Here is an 18,746-nt window from a genome sequence, read left to right on the forward strand (position 1 = left end):
TTCGGCCAGCGCGGCGTACAGGGGGCGCCCCGCACGACGATCACCGCGACGTACCGTTCCCGCCGGACCGGCACCCAGACCGGGCGCTGTCGCGCAACGGCAACTACGCCACCGCTTCCTGCCGGACTTCTCGTCGCCGGGCACGCCACCCCACCCGGACCGGCTACAACTCGAGGAACCCGCCCCGGACCACGACATCGTCGAGGCCACGACCGCGTCGCAGTCCGGGCACCGGCTGCCGCCGCTGACGGTCGAGCAGAACAAGGCGCTGGCCACCACGCTGGTCGAGGATCTGCTCGGCCTCGACTTCCTGCAACCCGACCAGGTTGCCGATTCGCTGCACGCCTACCAGCTCGCCAAGCGCGGCAACCCGGCGCGCTGCTGATCGGCTCGGACGGCGGGTTCATCGCCGGCAGCGACTTCTTGATGGACAGCGGTTGGTCATGCGTTCCATCTGCTCGGAGTAGCGGGCGCCCTGGACCTCGATCTCCGCGGCGGCGGTGTCGAGTTCGTCAGGTCGGCGGGAGTGAAAGCGACGTCGGCGGCGCCGATGTTCTCTTCCAGGCGTTCCAGCTTGCGGGTGCCGGGGATCGGCACGATCCATGGCTTCTGCGCGAGCAGCCAGGCCAGCGCGACCTGCGCGACCGTGATGTTCTTGCGGGCCGCGACGGTGCCGATCAGGTCGATCAGGGCCTGGTTGGCCCGGCGGGCGTGCCGGTCAGGAAGCCCTTGCCGAGTGGGCTGTACGGCACGAGACCGATGCCGAGTTCCTCGCACGACGGCAGGATCTCGTCCTCCGGACGGTTCCACCAAAGCGAGTACTCGTTCTGCAGCGCGGTGACCGGCTGCACGGCGTGCGCGCGGCGTACCGTGGTCGCAGCGGCTTCCGACATGCCCGAAGTGCTTGACCTTCCCCGCCTGGATCAGCTCCTTGACGGCGCCGGCGACGTTTCGATCGGAACGTCTGGGTTGACGCGGTGCTGGTAGAACAACCCCTGCCAAGGCATCCGGGTCACCACCGGCCACCGCCTCGAACGAACTCCGGCAACCGCACAACAGATCAACCGCATCGCCGAACGCATCACCCGACGCAGCGACCAGATCCTCGTCATCACCGCCGCCTACACGGGCATGCGCTGGGGCGAGCAGGACCCATCCCCGAGATCGCCCAAGCCCGCCGCCTCGGACATCACCTGCCCGGAGTACGCGGCATCTCCAGCCACGCCACTCCCGCAATGATCGCCCGCATCACCAACAGCCTTGAAGCTCGCTGGCAAGCCACCCACGCACCGCCCCTTCGACCAGTGCGGCAGGCAGCTCGGAGATAGCGATCTTGTGCTCCGAACTTGCTCCCATCGTAAGGAGCTAAAAGAGTAGAGCTCATTACCACCGTTGGGGTAACGGCGCTACGGGGATCGAACCCGCAACCCGTCCCGACCAGTCGGCAGCGAACGGTTTTCGTGGGGTTTCAGGGGGCTCGGCCCCTGAGCAGACATGACGAGGCCCCCGGGTCCGCGCTACTCAGCGGACACAGGGGCCTCAGGGACTCGTGGGCGATACTGGGATCGAACCAGTGACCTCTCCGGTGTGAACGGAGCGCTCTCCCGCTGAGCTAATCGCCCTCGACGCAGTAGGAACTGTACTAGACCCCAGCCCCGCGTCGCGAGCCAGGGGTCAGTCCAGCCAACCCAGGACCACCTGGACCAGGTCGATGCCCAGGCTCAGCTTTACTGAGATCCAGACCACGGCGCTCACGAACACCATGCCGACCACGCCCACGATGGCCCGGACGCCCAGGCTCTGGCGGGCTATCCAGTGGGTCCAGCTTTGTACGTGGCGCTTGGTGAAGTCGAGAAGGTTTTTGGCCCACGCGAACTCCAGGGCCCAGATGGCCAGGCCGAGGATCACGATGGCCCAGCCCGGACCCGGGAACGGGATGAGGACTATGCCCAGGGCCACCACTAGGCCACCCAAGACCCCAATTCCGATCTTGAGTGCATAGCGGCCCGTGGGGTTGGCCCGGATCTTGTCCAGTACCCCCATGCGCGCCCGATCTTCGTCAGCTTTCGTGCTCATTTCATCCCCCAGTGTTCCGGAGCCCCGTCACTACCCGGGAGGAATGGACGTTACCGGAGTAAGTCAACTGCTGGACCACCCGACGCCGGGCGGAACCGAGTACATGGGCAGAACAGGACAAGATATCGCTTTACGTCTTGTGCGAAGAGCTTTTCGGAACCGTCTTCCCACTACTGGGTGAGATCAGCGTATGGCGGAGCGTAACGACAGGGATCACCTGAGTATGGGAAACGCGGGGTTCACCAGCCTCGCAGCGGTGCCGGGGGGAGTTCGTCCATGAGTACCATTCGTCCAACGACCGTCGAGGTCGAGACCTCGCTGCGGCTCGTAGCGCCTGACGCCACGGCTCTGCCCGTGCGCGCCAGTCTCCGCTACGACCCGGCGGACCCGTATGCGGTCCATGTGTTGTTCCACGCAGAATCAGCCGGTGGGGAAGCCGTGAGCTGGTCCTTCGCGCGGGAACTGCTCGTGACCGGGCTCGATGAGCCGGCTGGTATCGGCGATGTCCGGGTGTGGCCGTGGGCCACACCGCGGGGCGATTTCGTCGCCTTGGCGCTGTCGTCACCGGACGGCAACGCGTTGTTTGAAGTGCCCCGCAGTGTCCTTGTCCGATTCCTCCGGCGCACCTATGTGGTGGTGCCGCGCGGCCGGGAATCCGAGCATCTGGACGTGGACGCGGCGGTCAACCGGTTGCTGGCCGGGCGATAGCGGATAGCGAATTCAACGGGGCGACCCGCGCGGACACTGCCGGTCCGCGCGGGTCGCCCTTTTTCGTACGGAAATCAGGTATTCGGACAAATAGCCGCTAGCCGGGCAAGAATCGGACATTGAGGCAGGTTTTCCCACGCAATCCCGCCAACCGATACTTTCCCAGGTGCAAGAGTGGTCATCGGCGGTTACCGTCAGGCGCGATGACCGCAGTGACGACCCCCTCACTCACGCCCCCCGGGTGGGCCGGCGTAGGCACCTGCACGCTGGGCGAGGTCCAACCGGTCGGGCCGTGGCGCCCGGCCTTCCACGCGCTGATGCTCACCACGGCGGGACACGGCACGGTCGAGGTCGACTTCGAGACCCGGTCCTGCCGGCCGGGCACCCTGCTCTGGATCCGTCCGGGTCAGGCGCTGCGCATCGTGCCCAACGGGCTGGCCGCCGCGATCGTCACGTTCGAGACCAGGCTGGCCGGCCAGCACTGGCCCGAGCAACCCGAGATGCCGTCGCACTGGCAGCTCGAGGGCGAGGACGAGGACGCCGTGATCAGCGAGTTCGCCCAGCTCGCGGTGGACTGCGAACGCCACCGGTCCGGCCCGATCGCGGCCGATCTGCTGCGCCACCAACTCGCCGTACTCCTGCTCCGGATCGCCCTGCTCACCCGGCCCGGCCTGGCCGGGGCCGAGGGCCGCACGTTCGCCCGGTTCCGGCGCCGGCTCGAGTCCGGCCACCCGCGCAGCCGCCGGGTCGAGGACTACGCCGAGGAAATGGGCTGCTCGGTGCGCACCCTCACCCGGGCCAGCCTCGCCGTCACCGGCCGGACCGCCAAGCAGGTGGTCGACGACCGGGTCGCCCTGGAGGCCCGCCGGCTGCTCGCCTGCAGCACGTTGTCGGTCGCCGAGGTCGGCCGCCACCTCGGCTTTCCCGAGCCGACCAACTTCGGCCGCTTCTTTCATCGCGAGGTCGGGATGAGCCCCGGCCAGTTCCGGCTGGAGATGGCCTCGAACGGCCGGGCACACATCCCGGCGCAGCGACGACCCGCTGACTGAGCGTAATTCCCACAAATCCGTGGGGTATGTGCGGCGTTGCGGCGGCGAGGGGGCATTATGGGTGGGTGCAGATCTCCGCGCGTGGCGACTACGCGGTCCGGGCGGCCCTCAGCTTGGCGCAGGCCTACCCCGCCCTGATGTCCGCCCAGGCCATCGCCCAAGACCAGGACATGCCCCGCAAGTTTCTCGAAGCCGTCTTGGCCGACCTGCGCCGCGCCGGCGTGGTCCGGGCCCAGCGCGGTGCCGAGGGCGGCTACACGCTGTCACAGTCCCCTAGGGACGTGACGATCGGCCAGATCCTCCGGGCGGTCGACGGGCCGCTGGCCGGCGTGCGTGGTCTCCGTCCGGAGGAGACACGCTACGAGGGGGCCGCGGAAAACCTGCCGAACCTCTGGGTTGCGGTGCGTGCCGCGGTCCGCGAAGTGGTCGACGAGGTGAGCCTGGCCGAGCTGATCAGCGGCCGGATGCCGGCCCACGTCCGCAAGCTGACCACCCGTCCCGACGCATGGCAGCCGCGCTGATCAAGGCACGCTGATCAAGTTTGTAAATTTCCGAGATTGGGAACCGAACGCCCATCAGACGAACCCCTGGGAGGGACGTAGCGATGGGCGTCATTTTCCGTAAGCGCAAGAAGATCGGGCCGATCATCCTGAACTTCACGGAGAACGGTTACTCCTCCTGGAGCATCAAGATCGGTCGCTGGTCGTGGAACTCGCGGGCCCGCGCGCACCGCGTGGACCTGCCCGGCCCGTGGGCCTGGAAGCAGGACAAGAGCCGCTAGGCAAGCGCTATCACCACGTCGCCGCCCAGCCGGCCGCCCAGCGGCCGGCGGGCGACCGCACCCGACTCGATCAGGGTGTGCACGACCCGGGTGGCGTCCTCCGCCCGGTAGATCGTCCCGGTCAGCGCAAAGGTGCGCAGCTCCGTCACGGTGGCCTCGCCCACCCGTTCGAGGTGGGCGAGCATCTCCCGGCGCAGCGGACCGGGATGCGGTCGCAACGAGATGTCGATGAGGTGGCGGTCGGGGTCACCGGGGTCGCGGTAGCGCACGCCGGCGAACTCGTCGACCGCCCACAGTGCCTCCTTGAACCCCTCGAGGCTCTTGCCCGAGGTGGTGCCGAACACGATCATCTCGCCCGGCTGCTCGTCGGTGGCCAGCTCCACCGCGGTCGCCAGCGGCCAGCCGGCCCGATACGGCTCCGGCGCCACGCCGGGCGGCAGGGTCAGCAGCATCTCGGCCGGCTTACCGCCGGCCAGGGCACCGATCAGGTCCGGGTCCGGCGTCTCGCTCGCGCTCGCTGCATCCACAAAACCGAGCAGGGGTACGCGCACGGCACCGGCCGCCTTGAGCGCCACCCCGAAGCGCTGGCCCGTACCGCCGGACACCGCGTGCACGATCAGCCCGCTGTCCCCCGCCTCGGCCGCGAGCCGCTCGCCGACCGCGGACAGGTCGGCGCCCACCGCCACCATCGCCAGCTCGCGCCCGCGTACGAAATCGGTTTGCTCGACCAGGACCCGGACCGCCGCCTCGGCCGACGCCCCGCCGTCCGCATCGGCGTAGCCGTGCGCATAGACCACCCGGCGCCCGCGGTGCAGCGCAGCCGGCACCCACGCCTCGAGGTGCCGCACCAATAGTTCGCGTTTGATCTCCGCCTGGGACATATTCCGAGTTCTACAGTGTCCGGCTCGCGCGGAGAAGGGTTGTACCTACGGTGTTCATACGAGCACTATGAGATACATGGCCCCTCCCCCGCTCGCCGAACTCACCGCTCGCGCGCAGACTCTCACGTCCGCGGGCGATCTCGTGGGTGCCCGCCGGGTGCTGGCCAAGGTGCTCGACCCCGCGGACGCCGACCCCAGTCACGCCGATCCCGACCTCGCCCTGGCCGCCGCCCTGCACGCCCGCATCCTGATCGCTCTCGGCGACCCGCACGGCGCCCGGCTGTGGGCGGGCTTCGCGCACGCCGCCGAGGAACGCCTGCACGGCTCCCGCCACGAACGCACGATGGCCGCGGCCGCCACCCACGCCGCCGTCCTCCAGCGGGTCGGTCACCACGGCCGGGCCGCCCAGGTCTACCAGACGCTGGTGCGCGCCCTCACCGAGCTGGACGGCGGCCGCTCGCCGCGGGTGCTGGCCGCCGAGGCCGACCTGGCCACCGCCGAGCACGCGGCCGGCCACTGCACCTCGGCCCGGCACCGCCTGACCGACGCCTGGGTGCAGCACCGGCACCAGTTCGGCGACGCCAACCCGGCCGGCATCAAGATGCTGGCCCGGCTCGGCGCCATGGAACGCGAGTGCGCCCGCGACACCGAATCGCACGAGCACCTGGCGCTGGCCCAGGAGTTGTGCGCGCGCTACCTGCCGGCCGACCACCCGCTGGTCCGCCAGGTGGCCCACCTGGCCACCGCTCCGGCCACCGGCCGGCACACCTGCGGCCGGGTGGCCCAGTCCGCGGGACCGGCCGTCCCCGAGCCGGGCGCCGGCGGACCGGGCAACGGCGGGTCAGCCGGCAACGGCGGCGGCCCGGCTCCGCCGGCCATTCCGTTCCCGCGCCGGCCCACCGTGCCGGACCCCGGCGACGGCGGCTTCCCGCCCGATGTGATGCCGATCCAGCCGCCGCCGGACAACCGACCCACCGACCCCAACGGCACCGTCTATCAGCAGCCGCTCTATCTGGCCGACGTGCACCAGACGCCGGGCGACCTCACCGGCCGGCACGCCCGCGCCGACACCCCGCCGCCGCTGCCCGGGCACCGGGCCCCCGACTACGGGCCGGACGGGCGCCGCCAGCTGATCGGCTCGGCGCCGGCCAGCACCCTGGAGACCCCGCCCAACTCGGAACGCCTGCTGCCCGTCCGGGTGCCCCGCGAGCCGCACCGGCGACAGCCGTTCCTGGTGATGGCCGTGCTGGTCGCCGGGATCGCGGTGGCCGCCGTGGTGGTGGCGCTCACCCTGCCGGACGCGAACAGCACGACCCTCCCGTCCCCCACCGGCGTCCCGGCGCCGCCGGCCGCGACCGTGGTGCCGTCCACCCCGGCCGGCAGCGTGGCGGCCAGCGGCACGCCCGAACCGGGCGCGCCGACCAGCGTGCAGCTCCGCGACAACCGCGACAGCGTGGCCCTGAGCTGGAAATACCCGGCCGGCGCCGAGGGGCCGGTGCTGATCTCCGGTGGACGCCAGGGTCAGGACGTACGGGTGTTCCAGCAGTTGCCCGCGGGCAGCAGCGACTACGTGGTGTACGGGCTGAACGAGAGCCAGAACTACTGCTTCACGGTCGCCGTCGCGTACTCGGCCGACCGGATTGCCGCTTCTGCCCCGATATGCACCCGGAGATGATCGCAACCTTTCGGCAACCGTGTTGGACCGCCATTGCACCCGCAGGCCCGGAGGATGAGTCGTCACGGTTCCCTCCCGGCAGGAAGCAGGCAGAGTGACGGCTAAGGCGGCGGAGCGCGACCAGGAGCTGGTCCACGACGCTCGCGCGGCTATCGCCGCGACCCTGGACGAACTCGAGATCCAGCCGGTCGCCGAGTTCCGCGCCATTCGGGAACCGGCCGCGGAGGCACGGGCGCTGGCCGAGGCCATCGGTGATCTGGAGGCCGCCCAGCGGGCCGCGCTGCTCGAGGCCGACGTGCTGCTGCGCGAGGGCCGGATCGGCGAGGGCGGCCGGATGGCCCACCAGGCCCGCGCCTGGGCCGAGCAGAACGGCAGCTCGTACGTGCTGGCCCGGGCGCACCGGTACCTGTCGATCTTCTATCGGCTGGTCGGCGACACCTCGGACGCGCTGAACCACGCCGTGCAGTGCGTGGCGCACCTGGCCGAGGACACCCTGCCGGCGATCCGCGCGCGGCACCTGATGACGCTGGCGGTCAGCCTGGGCGACGGCGGCTCGCCGGAGGAGGCCGACCGCCGCTACCGGGAGGCGCTGGACACCGCGGTGCGGATCGGCGACCAGGAGCTGGCGCTGCTGGTGCTCAACAACATGACCTATTCGGCGTACGAGTGCGGCGACGAGCCCGCCGCGCGGCAGTTCGCCGACCGGATGCGCGAGGTGTCCGCCCGCTCGGGCCGCCCGCTGGGCGCCAACGAGCTGGACACCGCGGCCCGGGTCGACATGATGGGCGGCCGCTACGACGCGGTGGAGGCCGCGCTGGCCGGCGTACTGGACGGCCGGCTCAAGGTAAACGAGGGCGATGCCGCCGCCGAGTGCCTGATCACCCTGGCCGAGTGCCGCCGGCTGGCCGGTGACTACCCGCAGGCCCAGGAGGCCCTGGACCGCGCCGTGCTGGAGTGCGAGAAGAACGGCCTGGGCCGGTTGCGCGCCATGTGCCGGCAGGAGCAGGCCGCCCTGTACGCCGCGGCGGGACGCTTCGAGGACGCGTACGAGGAACATCGTCTTTTCCACGCCGACTCGACCGCGCTGCACTCCACCCAGCGGGAGGCCCGGGCCCGTGCCCTGCAGGCCGTGTTCGAGGCCAACGAGGCGCGCCGGGCCAGCGAGCACTTCCGGGAGATGGCCCACCGGGACGCGCTCACCGGCCTCTACAACCGCCGGTACGTCAACGAGCGGCTGCCCGCCCTGCTCGGCGAGGCGGCCACCCGGCGTACCCCGATCTCGGCGGCGATCGTCGACCTCGACCACTTCAAGCGGATCAACGACACGCTCTCGCACGCCACCGGCGACACCGTGCTCCAGCACATCGGCAAGCTGCTCCAGGAGGCGGCCACCGGACCGGCCCTCGCGGCCCGGATGGGCGGCGAGGAGTTCCTGCTGATCTTCCCGGGCATCGACGCCACGGAGGCGGCGGAACGCTGCGAGCGGCTGCGGCTGCGGATCCGGGCGCACCCGTGGCAGCCGGTCACCGGTGCCCACCCGGTCACCACCAGCATCGGGGTCACCACCGTCGAGGACGGCCGGGCCACCGTGTCGGCGCTGCTCTCGCAGGCCGACCGCAACCTGTACGCGGCCAAGCGCGGCGGCCGCGACCGGGTGGTCACCGACCTGTCCTGATACCTTGGTCGCCGTGCGACGGCTCCTGGCCGCGGCGGCGATCCTGCTGCTGATGGCGTCCTGCGATCAGGGCACGCCGTCCCAGGACGCCGCGCCGGCCCCCACCCCGCCCTCGATCGTGGTGCCGCCGGACGTCACCTTCAGCAACGCCGACGTGGGCCTGGGCGGTCCCACCGACGTGCCGGAGCCGGCCGGCAGACCGGTCCGCATCGAGATCCACTGGTGGACCGTGGAGCCGCACGAGGGCGCCGCCTACGACTGGCGTCCCTACGACGCCGCGGTGGCCCGGGCCGCGGCCGCCGGCATGAAGATCCTGATGCTGATCACGTACGCGCCGCCGTGGGCCACCGGCCGGCACTCGGACAAGTGGTTCCCGCGCCCCGAGTACGACGCCGGCTGGACCAGGTTCGTCGGAGCCGCGGTGCGCCGCTACGGCGACCGGGTGCGCGCCTACGAGGTGTGGAACGAGCCCAACCACGCGAAGTTCGGCAACTACGGCGACGGCCACGACGAGACCCGGCTGCGCCGCTACTGGAACCTGGTCCGGATCACCAGCGAACGGATCCGGACCGTCTGCCCGGCCTGCCTGGTGCTGGCCGGCGGATCGGCGGCCGGCTCCCGGCCCGCCGGGCAGCCCCGGGCACCGTCCTCGCGCCCCAACCCCAACTCCCCCGCGGCCTGGCTGGACTGGGCCTACCGGCACGGCTACGGCGACACCTTCGACGCCGTGGCGCACCACCCGTACCCGCGCTGGACGCACAGCCACGGTCCGTCCGCGTCGTTCTGCGGCCGGCCCGACCTGTCGCAGTTCGGGCCGGCGTACCGGCCGGGCCGGCCGTACCGGGAACAGTGCGGGCAACTGGCCGCGCTGCGGGCCGTGCTGGCCGACCACGGCGACGGGCACAAGCTGATCTGGGGCACCGAGTGGGGCTACCCGACCCGGTCCTTCCTGGGCGCCCGGCACGCGCCGCTGCGGCTGGTGCGGGACTTCTCGATCGAGTCGGTGAACCTGTGGCGCACCACGTACTACCTCGGCCCGCTGATCCGGTACGAGTTCCGCGACTCGTGCACCACGCCGCGCGACCCGGAGTGCCACTACGGCCTGGTGGACGCGGCCGGGCGGCCCAAGGAGCCGCTCTACTCCGACCTGATCTCGGCGACCAGCGGGTAGTGGTCGGAGGCGTACTCGGCCTCGCCGCCGCGCCGGACCCGCAGGTTGCGCACCCGGCCGGCCACCGCGTCGGTGCCCAGCAGGTAGTCGATCCGCATCGGGCCGAACTCCGCGCCGCCGCAGCCGGTGGTCGGCACGGTCAGCCCGTTCCCGCCGCCGGCCGTCGGCCACAGGTCGCGCAGCCCGGCCCGCTCGAACGCGGCCAGCGCCCGGGTGTCCACTGTGCCGTCCTCGGCCACGTGCCGGCGGTGGTACAGCCGGGCCAGGCCGTCGATCGCCGCGGTGTGGTCGCTGTGCGGGTCCAGCCCGTTGAGATCACCGGCGAGCAGGACCATGGGCGTACGCCGGGCGTGCCGGGCGGCCAGCCAGATCGCCTCGCGCATCCGGCGGTACGGCGAGAACGGGTTCAGGTGCGCGGTCACCACGGTCAGCGGCCCGGCCGGGGTACCGACCGTGACCGCGGCCGCCGCGTGGTGCAGCCGCCAGGTCGCCGACCACCGCGCGATGATCCGCAGCGGCGGCCGGACCAGCACCGCGACCGGCTGTCCCAGACCCGAGCGGGCCAGGTGCGGCACCATGCCGAGTTCGTCGGCCAGGCCGGTCATCCGCCGGTCGAAGCCGCGCAGCTCCTGCAGGGTCAGCAGGTCCGGCCGTTCCTGCCGGAGCACGCTGCGGATCGCGTCCAGCCGGCTGCCGCCGCCGGTCCGGATGTTCCAGGTGACGAACTTCAGCATCACGCCGCCAGCGGTTGCTGCTGCTGTTGCTGCACCGTACGGGCCTCCTCGGCGGCCTCCGAGACGGTACCCGGATGCTCGTTGGGCTTGAGCACCCAGTAGAGGACCGCGATCCAGCCGGCGGTGAGCAGCATGGCGCCGAGCAGGTCGGTCGGGTGGTGCATGCCGCGGTACATCCGGGACAGCGCGACGCCGGCCGGCATCAGCACCGCGAGCACCGGGAACACCCAGCGGTACCACTGCCGGATCCGCGGCATCGCGACGATCGTGATGGCCAGCCAGATGCACATGGTCGCGGCGATGTGCCCGGACGGGAACGACGAGGTCGGCATCGGACCGTCCAGCTGCTCCACCGGCGGGCGGGGCCGGCCGGTGGCGGCCGCGACCAGCAGGAACAGCGTGATCTCGCCGAGCATGGTGAGCACCACGAACAGGACCGGCCGCCACTGCCGCCACAGGCCCAGGGCCAGCGGGCAGAAGATCAGCGCGATGGCCAGGATGGCGTGCGTGTCGCCGGCCTTGCTCAACAGCCAGCTCAGGTGGTCGAGGTCGGGCGTGCGGAAGCTCTGCAGCCAGCGCGGCACCGCGTCGTCGAAGCGGCCCAGCCAGTTGTCCGGGGTCAGCCGGCTCACGCCGTACCCCAGCACGTAGAGCAGGCCGAACACCAGCACCCAGCCGACCAGGATCTCGGCACCCTTGGCCCACGGGTGCGGCAGCAGCTTGCCCTCGGCGGGTGCCGGGCGCAGGTCCACCTCGGCCTCGGGCTCGAGACCGTCGGTCAGCGGCGGGGTGGAATGGCCCGCTTCGCGGCGCCACACCCGGAAGGCGTACGCGGTGACGCTGATCCAGGCGAGGCCGAGCAGCCAGCCGCCGATGACGTCGGAGAGGAAATGCACGCCGAGCGCGATCCGGGTGAGACCGACCGCGAAGATCAGCAGCGCCATGGCACCGATGAACCAGCGCCGCGCCCGGCCGCTGACCACCGCGAGGAAGACCAGGGTGAGAGCGCCGTAGACGACCGTGGCGCCGAGCGTGTGCCCGCTCGGAAAGCTGTTGCCGCCGCCCACCGCGACCGGGTCGGCCACCACCGGGCGGATCCGGCCCACCAGCGTCTTGAGCGACGGGTCGAGGATCAGCGCGCCGAGGCCGGTGACGCCCAGATAGATCGCCAGCCGGGGCAGCCGCCGGATCAGCAGCAGCACCATCGCGATGACGGTCAGCGGCAGCAGCCAGCCGCGCCCGCCGGCCGAGGTGATGCCGGTCAGCAGGTGCACCACGCCCGGGTTCGGGGCGACCAGGTCGTTGAACCGGTCGGCGAGGGACTGGTCGAGGCGCAGCAGCGGGGTCCAGTTCGAACGGACCAGCAACAGCAGGGTCCCGAACGCGAGGCCGGCCGCCACCACGGCGACCAGGCCCAGCACGCTGCGCTCGGCGAAATGCCGTACGGGTCGCCAGCCGGTCCGCTCCACCACGCGGTTGTCGTCGCTCACTTCGGCGCTCCAAAGAGGTCGGGGGACCCCCGGATTACCCGGACGAGTCGGCACGTACACCGCGTTGGCGGGGGACCTTGGTGCCCGGCTCCCAGCGGTCCTCGTACGCCGGCTTCGGCACACCCACCCGGCGCGCCTCCAACTGGGCCGCGAACGCCAGGCCCAGGAAGATCGCGATGCCGGTGAGGTTGGCCCAGAGCAGCAGCGCCATCATCGCGGTGAGCGGCCCGTAGGTGGCGCCGAAACCGCCGCTGAACCGCACATAGCCGGCCAGCAGCAGGCTGGCGATCCACCACAGCACGGTGGCCACCACGGCGCCGAACAGCAGCCAGGACAGGGCCGGCTGATGGCGGCGCGGGGCCCAGCGGAACAGCAGGCCCACCGCCACCACGATCAGCGCCAGGCTGACCGGCCAGCGCACCAGGTCCCAGGCCACCCGCAGGTGACCGGCCCACTCCCAGTGCTTCTCGGCCGACTCGCCGAACGGGCGACCGGCCACCAGCAACAGGAAGCCGAACAGCGCGGGCAGGCCGGCCACCACCGAGAGGATCACCGCCCGCAGGTACTTGAACAGAGCTGGGCGGTCCCGCTCCACGCCGTAGATCCGGTTGGCGCCGCGTTCGATCTGGGCCATCGCGGCGGCCAGTGCCATCAGGCCGGTGAGCAGGCCGAGGGTCAGCGCGACCTCGCCGGCGTCCTCGTCCCGCTCGGTGTCGACGAGCAGGTCGCGTACCAGCTCCTCGCTGGCACCCGGAGTGACCGCCGCGACCGTGTCGGCAACCACCAGGCCCGGGGTTTCCGCGCCCAGCTCGGCCGCCAGGCCGGCCACCGCGATCATGAACGGGACGATGGCGAGACAGAGCTGGAAGGCGAACGCGCGGGAGTGGCTGAACCCGTCACCGTAGCGGAACCGGACGAAGGCGTCGCGGATCAGCGGCCAGCGGCCGTACCGGCGCAGCGCGTGCAGGGCGTCGTCGGCGGACAGTTCGTCGCCGCGCATGTCCCTGGTCTCGGGCACCGGCTCGGTCGAGCTCACGAGGCGGCCTCGCGGATCTCCTTCGCCTCCCGTTTCGCGGTGCCGGCGTCGTACGCCAAATCGGGATCGCTCTCCGGAACCGGCACGCAGAGCAGAAGCGCCGCGGGCTTGACGTGGATCTTGAGGCTGCGGCCCGGCTCGATGAGGTCGCCGTCGAGCTGCCGGGGCTGCAACCGACGGGTGTGGATCTCGATCCGCTCGGCGGTGTAGGTCTCCATCAGCGGGATCCGGTCGCGCCGGCGCACCACCGCCCAGGCCAGCCGCGCCCAGTGCCCGAGGTTGTTGGGGCTGAGGATGGCCACGTCGAGCCGCCCGTCGGCCGGGTCGGCCTGGCTGAGCAGCCGCACCCCGCCCTGCAGCCGGCCCACGTTGCCGACGATCACGGTGCGCGGGTGCCGGGCCATCGGCGGGCCGCCGTCCAGCACCACCCGGGCCCGCATCGGCCGGTCCCGCAGATGCTTCACGGCGCCGCCGACGTACGCGATCCAGCCGATCCGCTTCTTGGCCGTCTCGGAGGTGCCGGCCAGCATGTGCGCGTCGAAGCCCATCCCGGCCATCACCGCGAAGCACTGGTCGCCGACCACGCCCACGTCGATCCGCCGGCGCCCGCCGTCCAGCGCCACCTGCACGCCGGTCGCCGGATCGTTGGCCAGCCCCAGGTTGGCGGCGAGCAGGTTGCCGGTGCCGGCGGGCAGCACGGCCAGCGCCACGTCGGTGCCGGCCAGCGCGGTGACCACGGCCATCACGGTGCCGTCACCACCACACACGAAGATCAGTTCGGCGCCGCCCTCGACCGCCGCCTTGGCCTGACCGCTGCCCGGATCCTCCGGGGTGGTCTCGTACCAGGCAGGTTCGGGCCAGCCCGCACCGGACAACCCGGTCTCGATGGTGCGACGCAGGAATTCCTGGTCGGGCACCTTGACGGGGTTGAACACGACCGCACTGCGGGGACCTGTCACGCGGTCAGTGTGCCCAACGAGTGGCCCCTCGGAAACTCGGGAATCATGCAGGGGTGAGTGACTTCACCTACGCCCCCGTGGGCGCGACCCGAAGCGGTGACCTTCCGAAGGGCTACCGGCACCTGTTCTATCGCACGCCGCTCGGGCACGGAGCCGAGATCTACCGGCGGGCCGGCGAGGCGGTGGTGTCCTTCGCGATGCACCGGGCAACGGGCGCGCGGGTGGAGGCCAGCGCCCCCGCGGCGTCGCCGGGCACCCGGGTGACCGTGCGGATGGGACCGCTGCGGGCGCCGTGTGCCGTGGTCTGGGCGGTGTCGGAAGAGCGCAAAACCGGGTTCGGGTACGGGACCAGAGCCGGTCACCCGGCATCGGGCGAGGAGTCTTTCCTGGTCGAGCTGGACAGCCGGGACCGGGTCTGGTTCACGGTGACGGCGTACAGCCGCCCCGCCGGTGTGCTCATGCGTCTCGGTGGCCCCGCCGCGGTCATCCTTCAGCATGTGTACGCCCGGCGGTGCGGCCAGGTGCTGAAGCGGCTCTGTACCGTGAACTCGTGAGCACAACGGAAGTCACCTGGTGGGGCCACAGCACCGTGTGGCTGACCGACTCCGGCGTCCACGTGCTCACCGACCCGGTGCTGACCAACCGGGTGGCCCACCTGCGCCGGATGGTCGGCCTGTCGCCGGCCCTGCCGTGCCCGCCCGACGTGGTGCTCCTGTCCCACCTGCACGCCGACCACTTCCACGTGGCGTCGCTGCGCCTGCTGACCGGCGCGCCGGCCCTGGTCGTCCCCCGCGGGGCGGCCCCGTTCGTGGCGAAGTGCCTGGGCCCCGGCGTGGCCCGCCGTTGCGTGGAGCTGGCCCCCGGCGAGGAGACGTCCTTCGGCGACCTCCGCGTCCGGGCCGTGCCGGCCGCCCACGACGGCGGCCGCGGCCCGTGGTCCCGCGACCGCGCCATGGCGGTCGGCTACGTGATCGAGGGCGCCGCCCGCACCTGGTTCGCCGGCGACACGGGCCTGTTCGACGAGATGACCGACCTGGCACCACTCGACCTGGCCCTCATACCGGTGGGCGGCTGGGGCCCCACCCTGGGTTCGCACGGCCACCTGGACGCCGCGGACGCCGCCGAGGCCCTGCGCCGCGTCAAGGCGGGCTGGGCGGTCCCCGTGCACTACGGCACCCTGTGGCCGATCGGCATGACCCGCATCAGGTCCCACATGTTCCACGAGCCCGGCCGCGAGTTCGCCCGCCGCGCCGAGCGGGCCGCCCCCGACACCCAGGTCCGGGTCCTGGACCACGGCGAGACGCTGACCATCGGACGCTCCGCGTGATAGCCACTTTGGGCGCCCTGGCTTGGCTGTTCGGTGTGGTGGCTTTCGGGGCTATTGTCCCCATTGTGCCGACCGGTGCCGCGGTCAGCGGCGCCGCCGCCCTGGCCTTCCACGAAAACCATCCCGCCACCATCGTCTTCGTGATCGCCGCCGGTGCCGCCGGTGCCTACGCCGGCGACCTGGTGATGTACGCGGCGTGCCGCCTGGGCGGCGAACAGCTGGCGAGGCGGGTGCGTTGGCTCCGCGACGAGGAACACCTGGCGTCGGTGAAGGAGCGCCTGCAGCGAAGCCAGGTCCCGGTCCTGCTGGTGTCCCGCCTGATACCCGGCGGCCGGGTGCCGGTGTTGCTGGCCGCCGCTTTCGTAGGCTTGGCGTGGCGAACTTTCGTAGTGGCAAATGTGCCGGCGTGCGCTTTATGGGCCTCGGTGTATGCGGCAATAGGCGTGGCCGGCGGCTCAATCTTCCCCGAACCATGGGAAGGCGTGGTAGCCGCGGTACTTTTAATCCTGATAGTGAACCAGTCAATTTCCTGGTGGACCAAACGCCGCGAGTCCCGAACCCCCGCCACCGAGTCCTGATCCCCATACCCTAACCGATATCGGAAATGCGCGACAAGTCACCCAAGGCGCCCCTTCGCAGCATCGATACCCCGGCGCGCGGTCTTGTGGACTTTGTGCGCCGCAGAAGAAGGAGCTCGACAAGATCTGCGGCACGAAATTGGATCGAGACGAATTAGCGCCTCCCAGCGGCAGCATTTCCACAAGATCGGCAGAGCGGGCAGAAACGGCCGGACGCCGAACTCGGCGGGCAAGAACTGCGCTGGATGCGCGCCGATTGAAACGCCGGCCCAGCGCCCACAAACCCGGCCAGCGGGCGCCTGGCCAGCCGGCCGGGACAGCCCGGCGGCGGACCGGAGGGCCGGTGTTGCAGGCGGCCGCCGGTGTGCCCCGGGGCCGGTCGTCGCCCGTACCTCCTAAGGAGATGCTCGGGGCCGTCCCGATACAACACCGCGAGCCGCATCCCTTTCGCGAAACGCTTCACCCCCTCGATGCCGAAACCCGACTCCACAGTGGTCATTCTTCAAAGCTCGTCGACCTGCTGTAAACGTTTGGCGGGCCGGATTTGGTTGGGGGGATCAGCCGGGGTTTTCGGCTTCCTCGCCACGGCGGCGCAGCATCCGCAGACCCGGGATGCCGGCGATGGCCAGCCGCAGGTCCTCGGTGACCTCGAGCAGTTTGTGCAGGTCCGGGCCGACCTGGTCGAGCTTGCCGAGCAGCGGCATCACGTCCTCGACCAGGTGGTCGCGCAGGCGCGGCAGTTGGTCGATCATCCGGATCGCGGCGGTGACCTCCTCGGGCGACAACTCGTCCACGAACCGGGCCGCCAGCGGCGCACCCTTCCGCAACGTCTCCGAATACGCGTGCAGCAACTCGGCCGCGTCGGCCGCCGCCGACTCGGCCTGGCCCACGACCGCGGAGGCGTTCGCGCTGATGTCCGACGCCTGGGTGATCACGCCCTCGGCCGTGTCGGTGAGGCTCGCGGCGCGGCCCACCACCATCCCGGCCGCGTCGCTGATCCGGGCGGCCCGGCCCACCACGGCCGCGGCGGACTCGCTGATCTCGCCGGCGTCGGCGATCACCGCGCTGGCCGCGTCGGCCGTCGCGGTGGCGTGCCGCACCAGCGTGCCGGCGGCGGCCGCGATGGTGCCGGCCTCGCCGACGGTTCCGGCCGCCGCCACCGTGAGCGCCTGAGCCTGCTCGATCGTCCCGGCCGCCGCCACGGTGAGCACCTGCGCCTGCTCGATCGTCCCGGCGGCACTGGTGGTGAGGACATCGGCCCGCTCGACCGTGCCGGCCGCGCTCACCGTGATGGCCCGGGCCTGGGCCACCGTGAGCTCGGCCGCCTCGGTTATCGTGGTGACCCGCTGGATCAGGGTTTCGGCCTGGTCGGCCAGCACCGTTATCCGGCTGACCAGCAGTTCGGTCTGGCCGAGCACCGATGCCGCCCGGACCGGGATGGTGGCCGCGGCCGCCACGGTCTCGATGACCTGGCCGATCGCGGAGCGGGTGAGGTCGGCGAGCGCGGCGGGTGACACCAACGGGAAGCGCATGTTCTTATTTTGCGCCCGTCCCGCACGTCTGGCCCGCAGTCACACGAGGTGATCGGAACCGAGCTTTCCGTCGAAAGTCTCTGTCAACTTCTCTCTCAGGGGCCTTTGGGTTCCCCATCCGTGCGCCGGACGCGGCACTATGGCTCGGTGCGACGTACGCGAAGCTGGATCTTGGCTGTGGCGGCTGTGGGGATCCTGGGAGGTGCGGGGTTGGTCGGCGTGGGCATGTTGCGCGGCGACTCCGGTGGCAGCGGTCTGCCACTGGCCGGCACCTTCGGGGAACCCGACCCGAGCAAGGCATCGCCGACACCAACCGGCCCCACCCCCGAGGAGTTGGCCGCTCAGGAGCGCGCCAAGCGGACCAAGGCGCTCGACTCGGCGCTGAAAAAGTATGCGACGTCCGTCCCTGAGTTCTCGGTGGCTGTGCTCGACAAGAAGACCGGCGCGAGGTATTCGTTCCGCGGCACCGAGAAATACGAGACCGCCAGCGTCGTCAAGGTTCAGGTACTGGCCTGCCTGCTGCTCACCGCGCAGGACAACGACCGCGAGGTCACCGCGAACGAGTTGGCGCTGGCCAAGCGGATGATCCGGCTGAGCGACAACGACGCCACCACGGCGCTGTTCCGGCAACTGGGCCGGCAGTCCGGGATCAGCAAGTGCAACAAACGACTCGGACTCACCCAGACCACCGTCAACAGCGCCTGGGGCCTGACCCGCACCACCGTCGACGACCAGGTCAAGCTGCTGGCCAAGCTGGTCGACAAGAACGGGCCGCTGGACGCCGACTCGCGCAAGCTCGCCTACACGCTGATGAACACCGTGGAGGAGACCCAGGACTGGGGCGTGCCGGCCGCGGCCAAGACCGGCGAGGCGTACACGGTCAAGGACGGCTGGCTGCCCCGCTCGACCGAGAACAACCGCTGGATCATCAACTCGGTGGGCCGCATCACCGGTGACGACGCGGACGTCTCGATCGCCGTCCTGTCGCACGGGCACGCCTCGATGTCCGGCGGCATCGCGGTGGTGGAAAAGGCTACGAAACTGACACGGCAGTATCTGAAGTACTAGGTCCCG

Annotated in this window: 19 protein-coding genes, 1 tRNA gene and 1 pseudogene; 11 read left to right on the forward strand and 10 right to left on the reverse strand. The window is 71.2% G+C overall.

Annotated elements, in window-relative coordinates; translation table 11 throughout:
• Positions 1-163: 163 nt before the first annotated feature.
• From Ari01nite_RS02580 to Ari01nite_RS02600, 4 genes and pseudogenes are all read right to left on the reverse strand, one after another.
• On the reverse strand, positions 164-343 hold the full coding sequence (locus Ari01nite_RS02580; RefSeq protein ID WP_203778899.1) for a hypothetical protein: 180 nt from the start codon (positions 341-343) through the stop codon (positions 164-166).
• Positions 344-441: 98 nt separating this feature from the next.
• Positions 442-893, reverse strand: a pseudogene (locus tag Ari01nite_RS51260) (aldo/keto reductase).
• A gap of 657 nt (positions 894-1,550) precedes the next feature.
• A tRNA-Val gene (locus tag Ari01nite_RS02595) sits at positions 1,551-1,622 on the reverse strand.
• A gap of 52 nt (positions 1,623-1,674) precedes the next feature.
• Positions 1,675-2,076: a TIGR02611 family protein gene (locus tag Ari01nite_RS02600; RefSeq protein ID WP_203778902.1), complete on the reverse strand. Its 402-nt coding sequence runs from the start codon at positions 2,074-2,076 to the stop codon at positions 1,675-1,677.
• Positions 2,077-2,352: 276 nt separating this feature from the next.
• Between Ari01nite_RS02600 and Ari01nite_RS02605 the strand changes: the two genes are divergently transcribed.
• From Ari01nite_RS02605 to Ari01nite_RS02620, 4 genes are all read left to right on the forward strand, one after another.
• A complete protein-coding gene (locus tag Ari01nite_RS02605; RefSeq protein ID WP_020514863.1) occupies positions 2,353-2,784 on the forward strand; it encodes an SsgA family sporulation/cell division regulator in 432 nt (143 codons plus the stop codon).
• 203 nt (positions 2,785-2,987) lie between these two features.
• Positions 2,988-3,833: a helix-turn-helix domain-containing protein gene (locus Ari01nite_RS02610; protein ID WP_203778903.1), complete on the forward strand. Its 846-nt coding sequence runs from the start codon at positions 2,988-2,990 to the stop codon at positions 3,831-3,833.
• A 65-nt stretch (positions 3,834-3,898) separates the two neighbouring features.
• A complete protein-coding gene (locus Ari01nite_RS02615; protein ID WP_203778904.1) occupies positions 3,899-4,354 on the forward strand; it encodes an RrF2 family transcriptional regulator in 456 nt (151 codons plus the stop codon).
• An 83-nt stretch (positions 4,355-4,437) separates the two neighbouring features.
• Entirely contained in the window at positions 4,438-4,614 is a 177-nt protein-coding gene (locus tag Ari01nite_RS02620; protein ID WP_203778905.1) for a DUF4236 domain-containing protein, read from the forward strand.
• On the opposite strand, the gene Ari01nite_RS02625 is transcribed toward Ari01nite_RS02620, so the two are convergent.
• On the reverse strand, positions 4,611-5,495 hold the full coding sequence (locus Ari01nite_RS02625; protein ID WP_203778906.1) for a hypothetical protein: 885 nt from the start codon (positions 5,493-5,495) through the stop codon (positions 4,611-4,613). The genes Ari01nite_RS02620 and Ari01nite_RS02625 overlap by 4 nt on opposite strands.
• Positions 5,496-5,571: 76 nt before the next feature.
• Between Ari01nite_RS02625 and Ari01nite_RS02630 the strand changes: the two genes are divergently transcribed.
• The 3 genes from Ari01nite_RS02630 to Ari01nite_RS02640 all read left to right on the forward strand — a co-directional run bounded on the left by Ari01nite_RS02630 (position 5,572) and on the right by Ari01nite_RS02640 (position 10,016).
• The gene (locus Ari01nite_RS02630) at positions 5,572-7,170 is read left to right on the forward strand and encodes a fibronectin type III domain-containing protein (protein WP_239162422.1); all 1,599 of its coding nucleotides are present in this window, start codon (positions 5,572-5,574) and stop codon (positions 7,168-7,170) included.
• Positions 7,171-7,264: 94 nt separating this feature from the next.
• Entirely contained in the window at positions 7,265-8,845 is a 1,581-nt protein-coding gene (locus Ari01nite_RS02635) for a GGDEF domain-containing protein (protein WP_203778908.1), read from the forward strand.
• Positions 8,846-8,858: 13 nt separating this feature from the next.
• A complete protein-coding gene (locus Ari01nite_RS02640) occupies positions 8,859-10,016 on the forward strand; it encodes a glycoside hydrolase family protein (RefSeq protein WP_203778909.1) in 1,158 nt (385 codons plus the stop codon).
• Here Ari01nite_RS02640 and Ari01nite_RS02645 read toward each other — a convergent pair.
• Genes Ari01nite_RS02645 through Ari01nite_RS02660 form a run of 4 tightly spaced genes read right to left on the reverse strand, consistent with a single transcriptional unit; the run spans position 9,983 to position 14,235 of the window.
• On the reverse strand, positions 9,983-10,750 hold the full coding sequence (locus Ari01nite_RS02645; RefSeq protein WP_203778910.1) for an endonuclease/exonuclease/phosphatase family protein: 768 nt from the start codon (positions 10,748-10,750) through the stop codon (positions 9,983-9,985). The two genes, Ari01nite_RS02640 and Ari01nite_RS02645, sit on opposite strands and share 34 nt — an antisense overlap.
• Complete coding sequence (locus tag Ari01nite_RS02650) at positions 10,750-12,240, reverse strand: phosphatase PAP2 family protein (RefSeq protein ID WP_203778911.1); 1,491 nt, start codon at positions 12,238-12,240, stop codon at positions 10,750-10,752. Before Ari01nite_RS02650 ends, Ari01nite_RS02645 begins: the two co-directional genes overlap by 1 nt.
• 34 nt (positions 12,241-12,274) lie before the next feature.
• Positions 12,275-13,276 carry a YihY/virulence factor BrkB family protein gene (locus Ari01nite_RS02655; RefSeq protein ID WP_203778912.1) on the reverse strand — a complete coding sequence of 334 codons (1,002 nt, stop codon included), beginning with the start codon at positions 13,274-13,276 and terminating at the stop codon, positions 12,275-12,277.
• Entirely contained in the window at positions 13,273-14,235 is a 963-nt protein-coding gene (locus Ari01nite_RS02660; protein ID WP_203778913.1) for a diacylglycerol/lipid kinase family protein, read from the reverse strand. Before Ari01nite_RS02660 ends, Ari01nite_RS02655 begins: the two co-directional genes overlap by 4 nt.
• A 53-nt stretch (positions 14,236-14,288) precedes the next feature.
• Between Ari01nite_RS02660 and Ari01nite_RS02665 the strand changes: the two genes are divergently transcribed.
• From Ari01nite_RS02665 to Ari01nite_RS02675, 3 genes are all read left to right on the forward strand, one after another.
• Positions 14,289-14,789: a DUF1990 domain-containing protein gene (locus Ari01nite_RS02665; RefSeq protein ID WP_203778914.1), complete on the forward strand. Its 501-nt coding sequence runs from the start codon at positions 14,289-14,291 to the stop codon at positions 14,787-14,789.
• Positions 14,786-15,562: an MBL fold metallo-hydrolase gene (locus tag Ari01nite_RS02670; RefSeq protein ID WP_203778915.1), complete on the forward strand. Its 777-nt coding sequence runs from the start codon at positions 14,786-14,788 to the stop codon at positions 15,560-15,562. Before Ari01nite_RS02665 ends, Ari01nite_RS02670 begins: the two co-directional genes overlap by 4 nt.
• Before the next feature lie 65 nt (positions 15,563-15,627).
• The gene (locus Ari01nite_RS02675) at positions 15,628-16,140 is read left to right on the forward strand and encodes a DedA family protein (protein ID WP_239162423.1); all 513 of its coding nucleotides are present in this window, start codon (positions 15,628-15,630) and stop codon (positions 16,138-16,140) included.
• Positions 16,141-16,697: 557 nt separating this feature from the next.
• Here the strand turns inward: Ari01nite_RS02675 and Ari01nite_RS02680 are convergent.
• Positions 16,698-17,672: a hypothetical protein gene (locus tag Ari01nite_RS02680; protein ID WP_203778917.1), complete on the reverse strand. Its 975-nt coding sequence runs from the start codon at positions 17,670-17,672 to the stop codon at positions 16,698-16,700.
• Positions 17,673-17,897: 225 nt separating this feature from the next.
• On the opposite strand from Ari01nite_RS02680, the gene Ari01nite_RS02685 reads away from it, so the two are divergent.
• Positions 17,898-18,740 carry a serine hydrolase gene (locus Ari01nite_RS02685; RefSeq protein ID WP_203779071.1) on the forward strand — a complete coding sequence of 281 codons (843 nt, stop codon included), beginning with the start codon at positions 17,898-17,900 and terminating at the stop codon, positions 18,738-18,740.
• The last annotated feature ends 6 nt before the right edge of the window (positions 18,741-18,746 follow it).

The organism is Paractinoplanes rishiriensis (assembly GCF_016862375.1).
In the GTDB taxonomy this organism is placed as follows: Bacteria; Actinomycetota; Actinomycetes; order Mycobacteriales; family Micromonosporaceae; genus Actinoplanes; species Actinoplanes rishiriensis.

Excerpts from the sequence above, each read along its gene's own strand:
- Ari01nite_RS02600 (WP_203778902.1), bottom strand. The coding sequence starts at position 2,076 with ATGAGCACGAAAGCTGACGAAGATCGGGCGCGCATGGGGGTACTGGAC.
- Ari01nite_RS02605 (WP_020514863.1), top strand. The coding sequence starts at position 2,353 with ATGAGTACCATTCGTCCAACGACCGTCGAGGTCGAGACCTCGCTGCGG.
- Ari01nite_RS02610 (WP_203778903.1), top strand. The coding sequence starts at position 2,988 with ATGACCGCAGTGACGACCCCCTCACTCACGCCCCCCGGGTGGGCCGGC.
- Ari01nite_RS02620 (WP_203778905.1), top strand. The coding sequence starts at position 4,438 with ATGGGCGTCATTTTCCGTAAGCGCAAGAAGATCGGGCCGATCATCCTG.
- Ari01nite_RS02625 (WP_203778906.1), bottom strand. The coding sequence starts at position 5,495 with ATGTCCCAGGCGGAGATCAAACGCGAACTATTGGTGCGGCACCTCGAG.
- Ari01nite_RS02630 (WP_239162422.1), top strand. The coding sequence starts at position 5,572 with ATGGCCCCTCCCCCGCTCGCCGAACTCACCGCTCGCGCGCAGACTCTC.
- Ari01nite_RS02645 (WP_203778910.1), bottom strand. The coding sequence starts at position 10,750 with ATGCTGAAGTTCGTCACCTGGAACATCCGGACCGGCGGCGGCAGCCGG.
- Ari01nite_RS02680 (WP_203778917.1), bottom strand. The coding sequence starts at position 17,672 with ATGCGCTTCCCGTTGGTGTCACCCGCCGCGCTCGCCGACCTCACCCGC.
- Ari01nite_RS02685 (WP_203779071.1), top strand. The coding sequence starts at position 17,898 with ATGTTGCGCGGCGACTCCGGTGGCAGCGGTCTGCCACTGGCCGGCACC.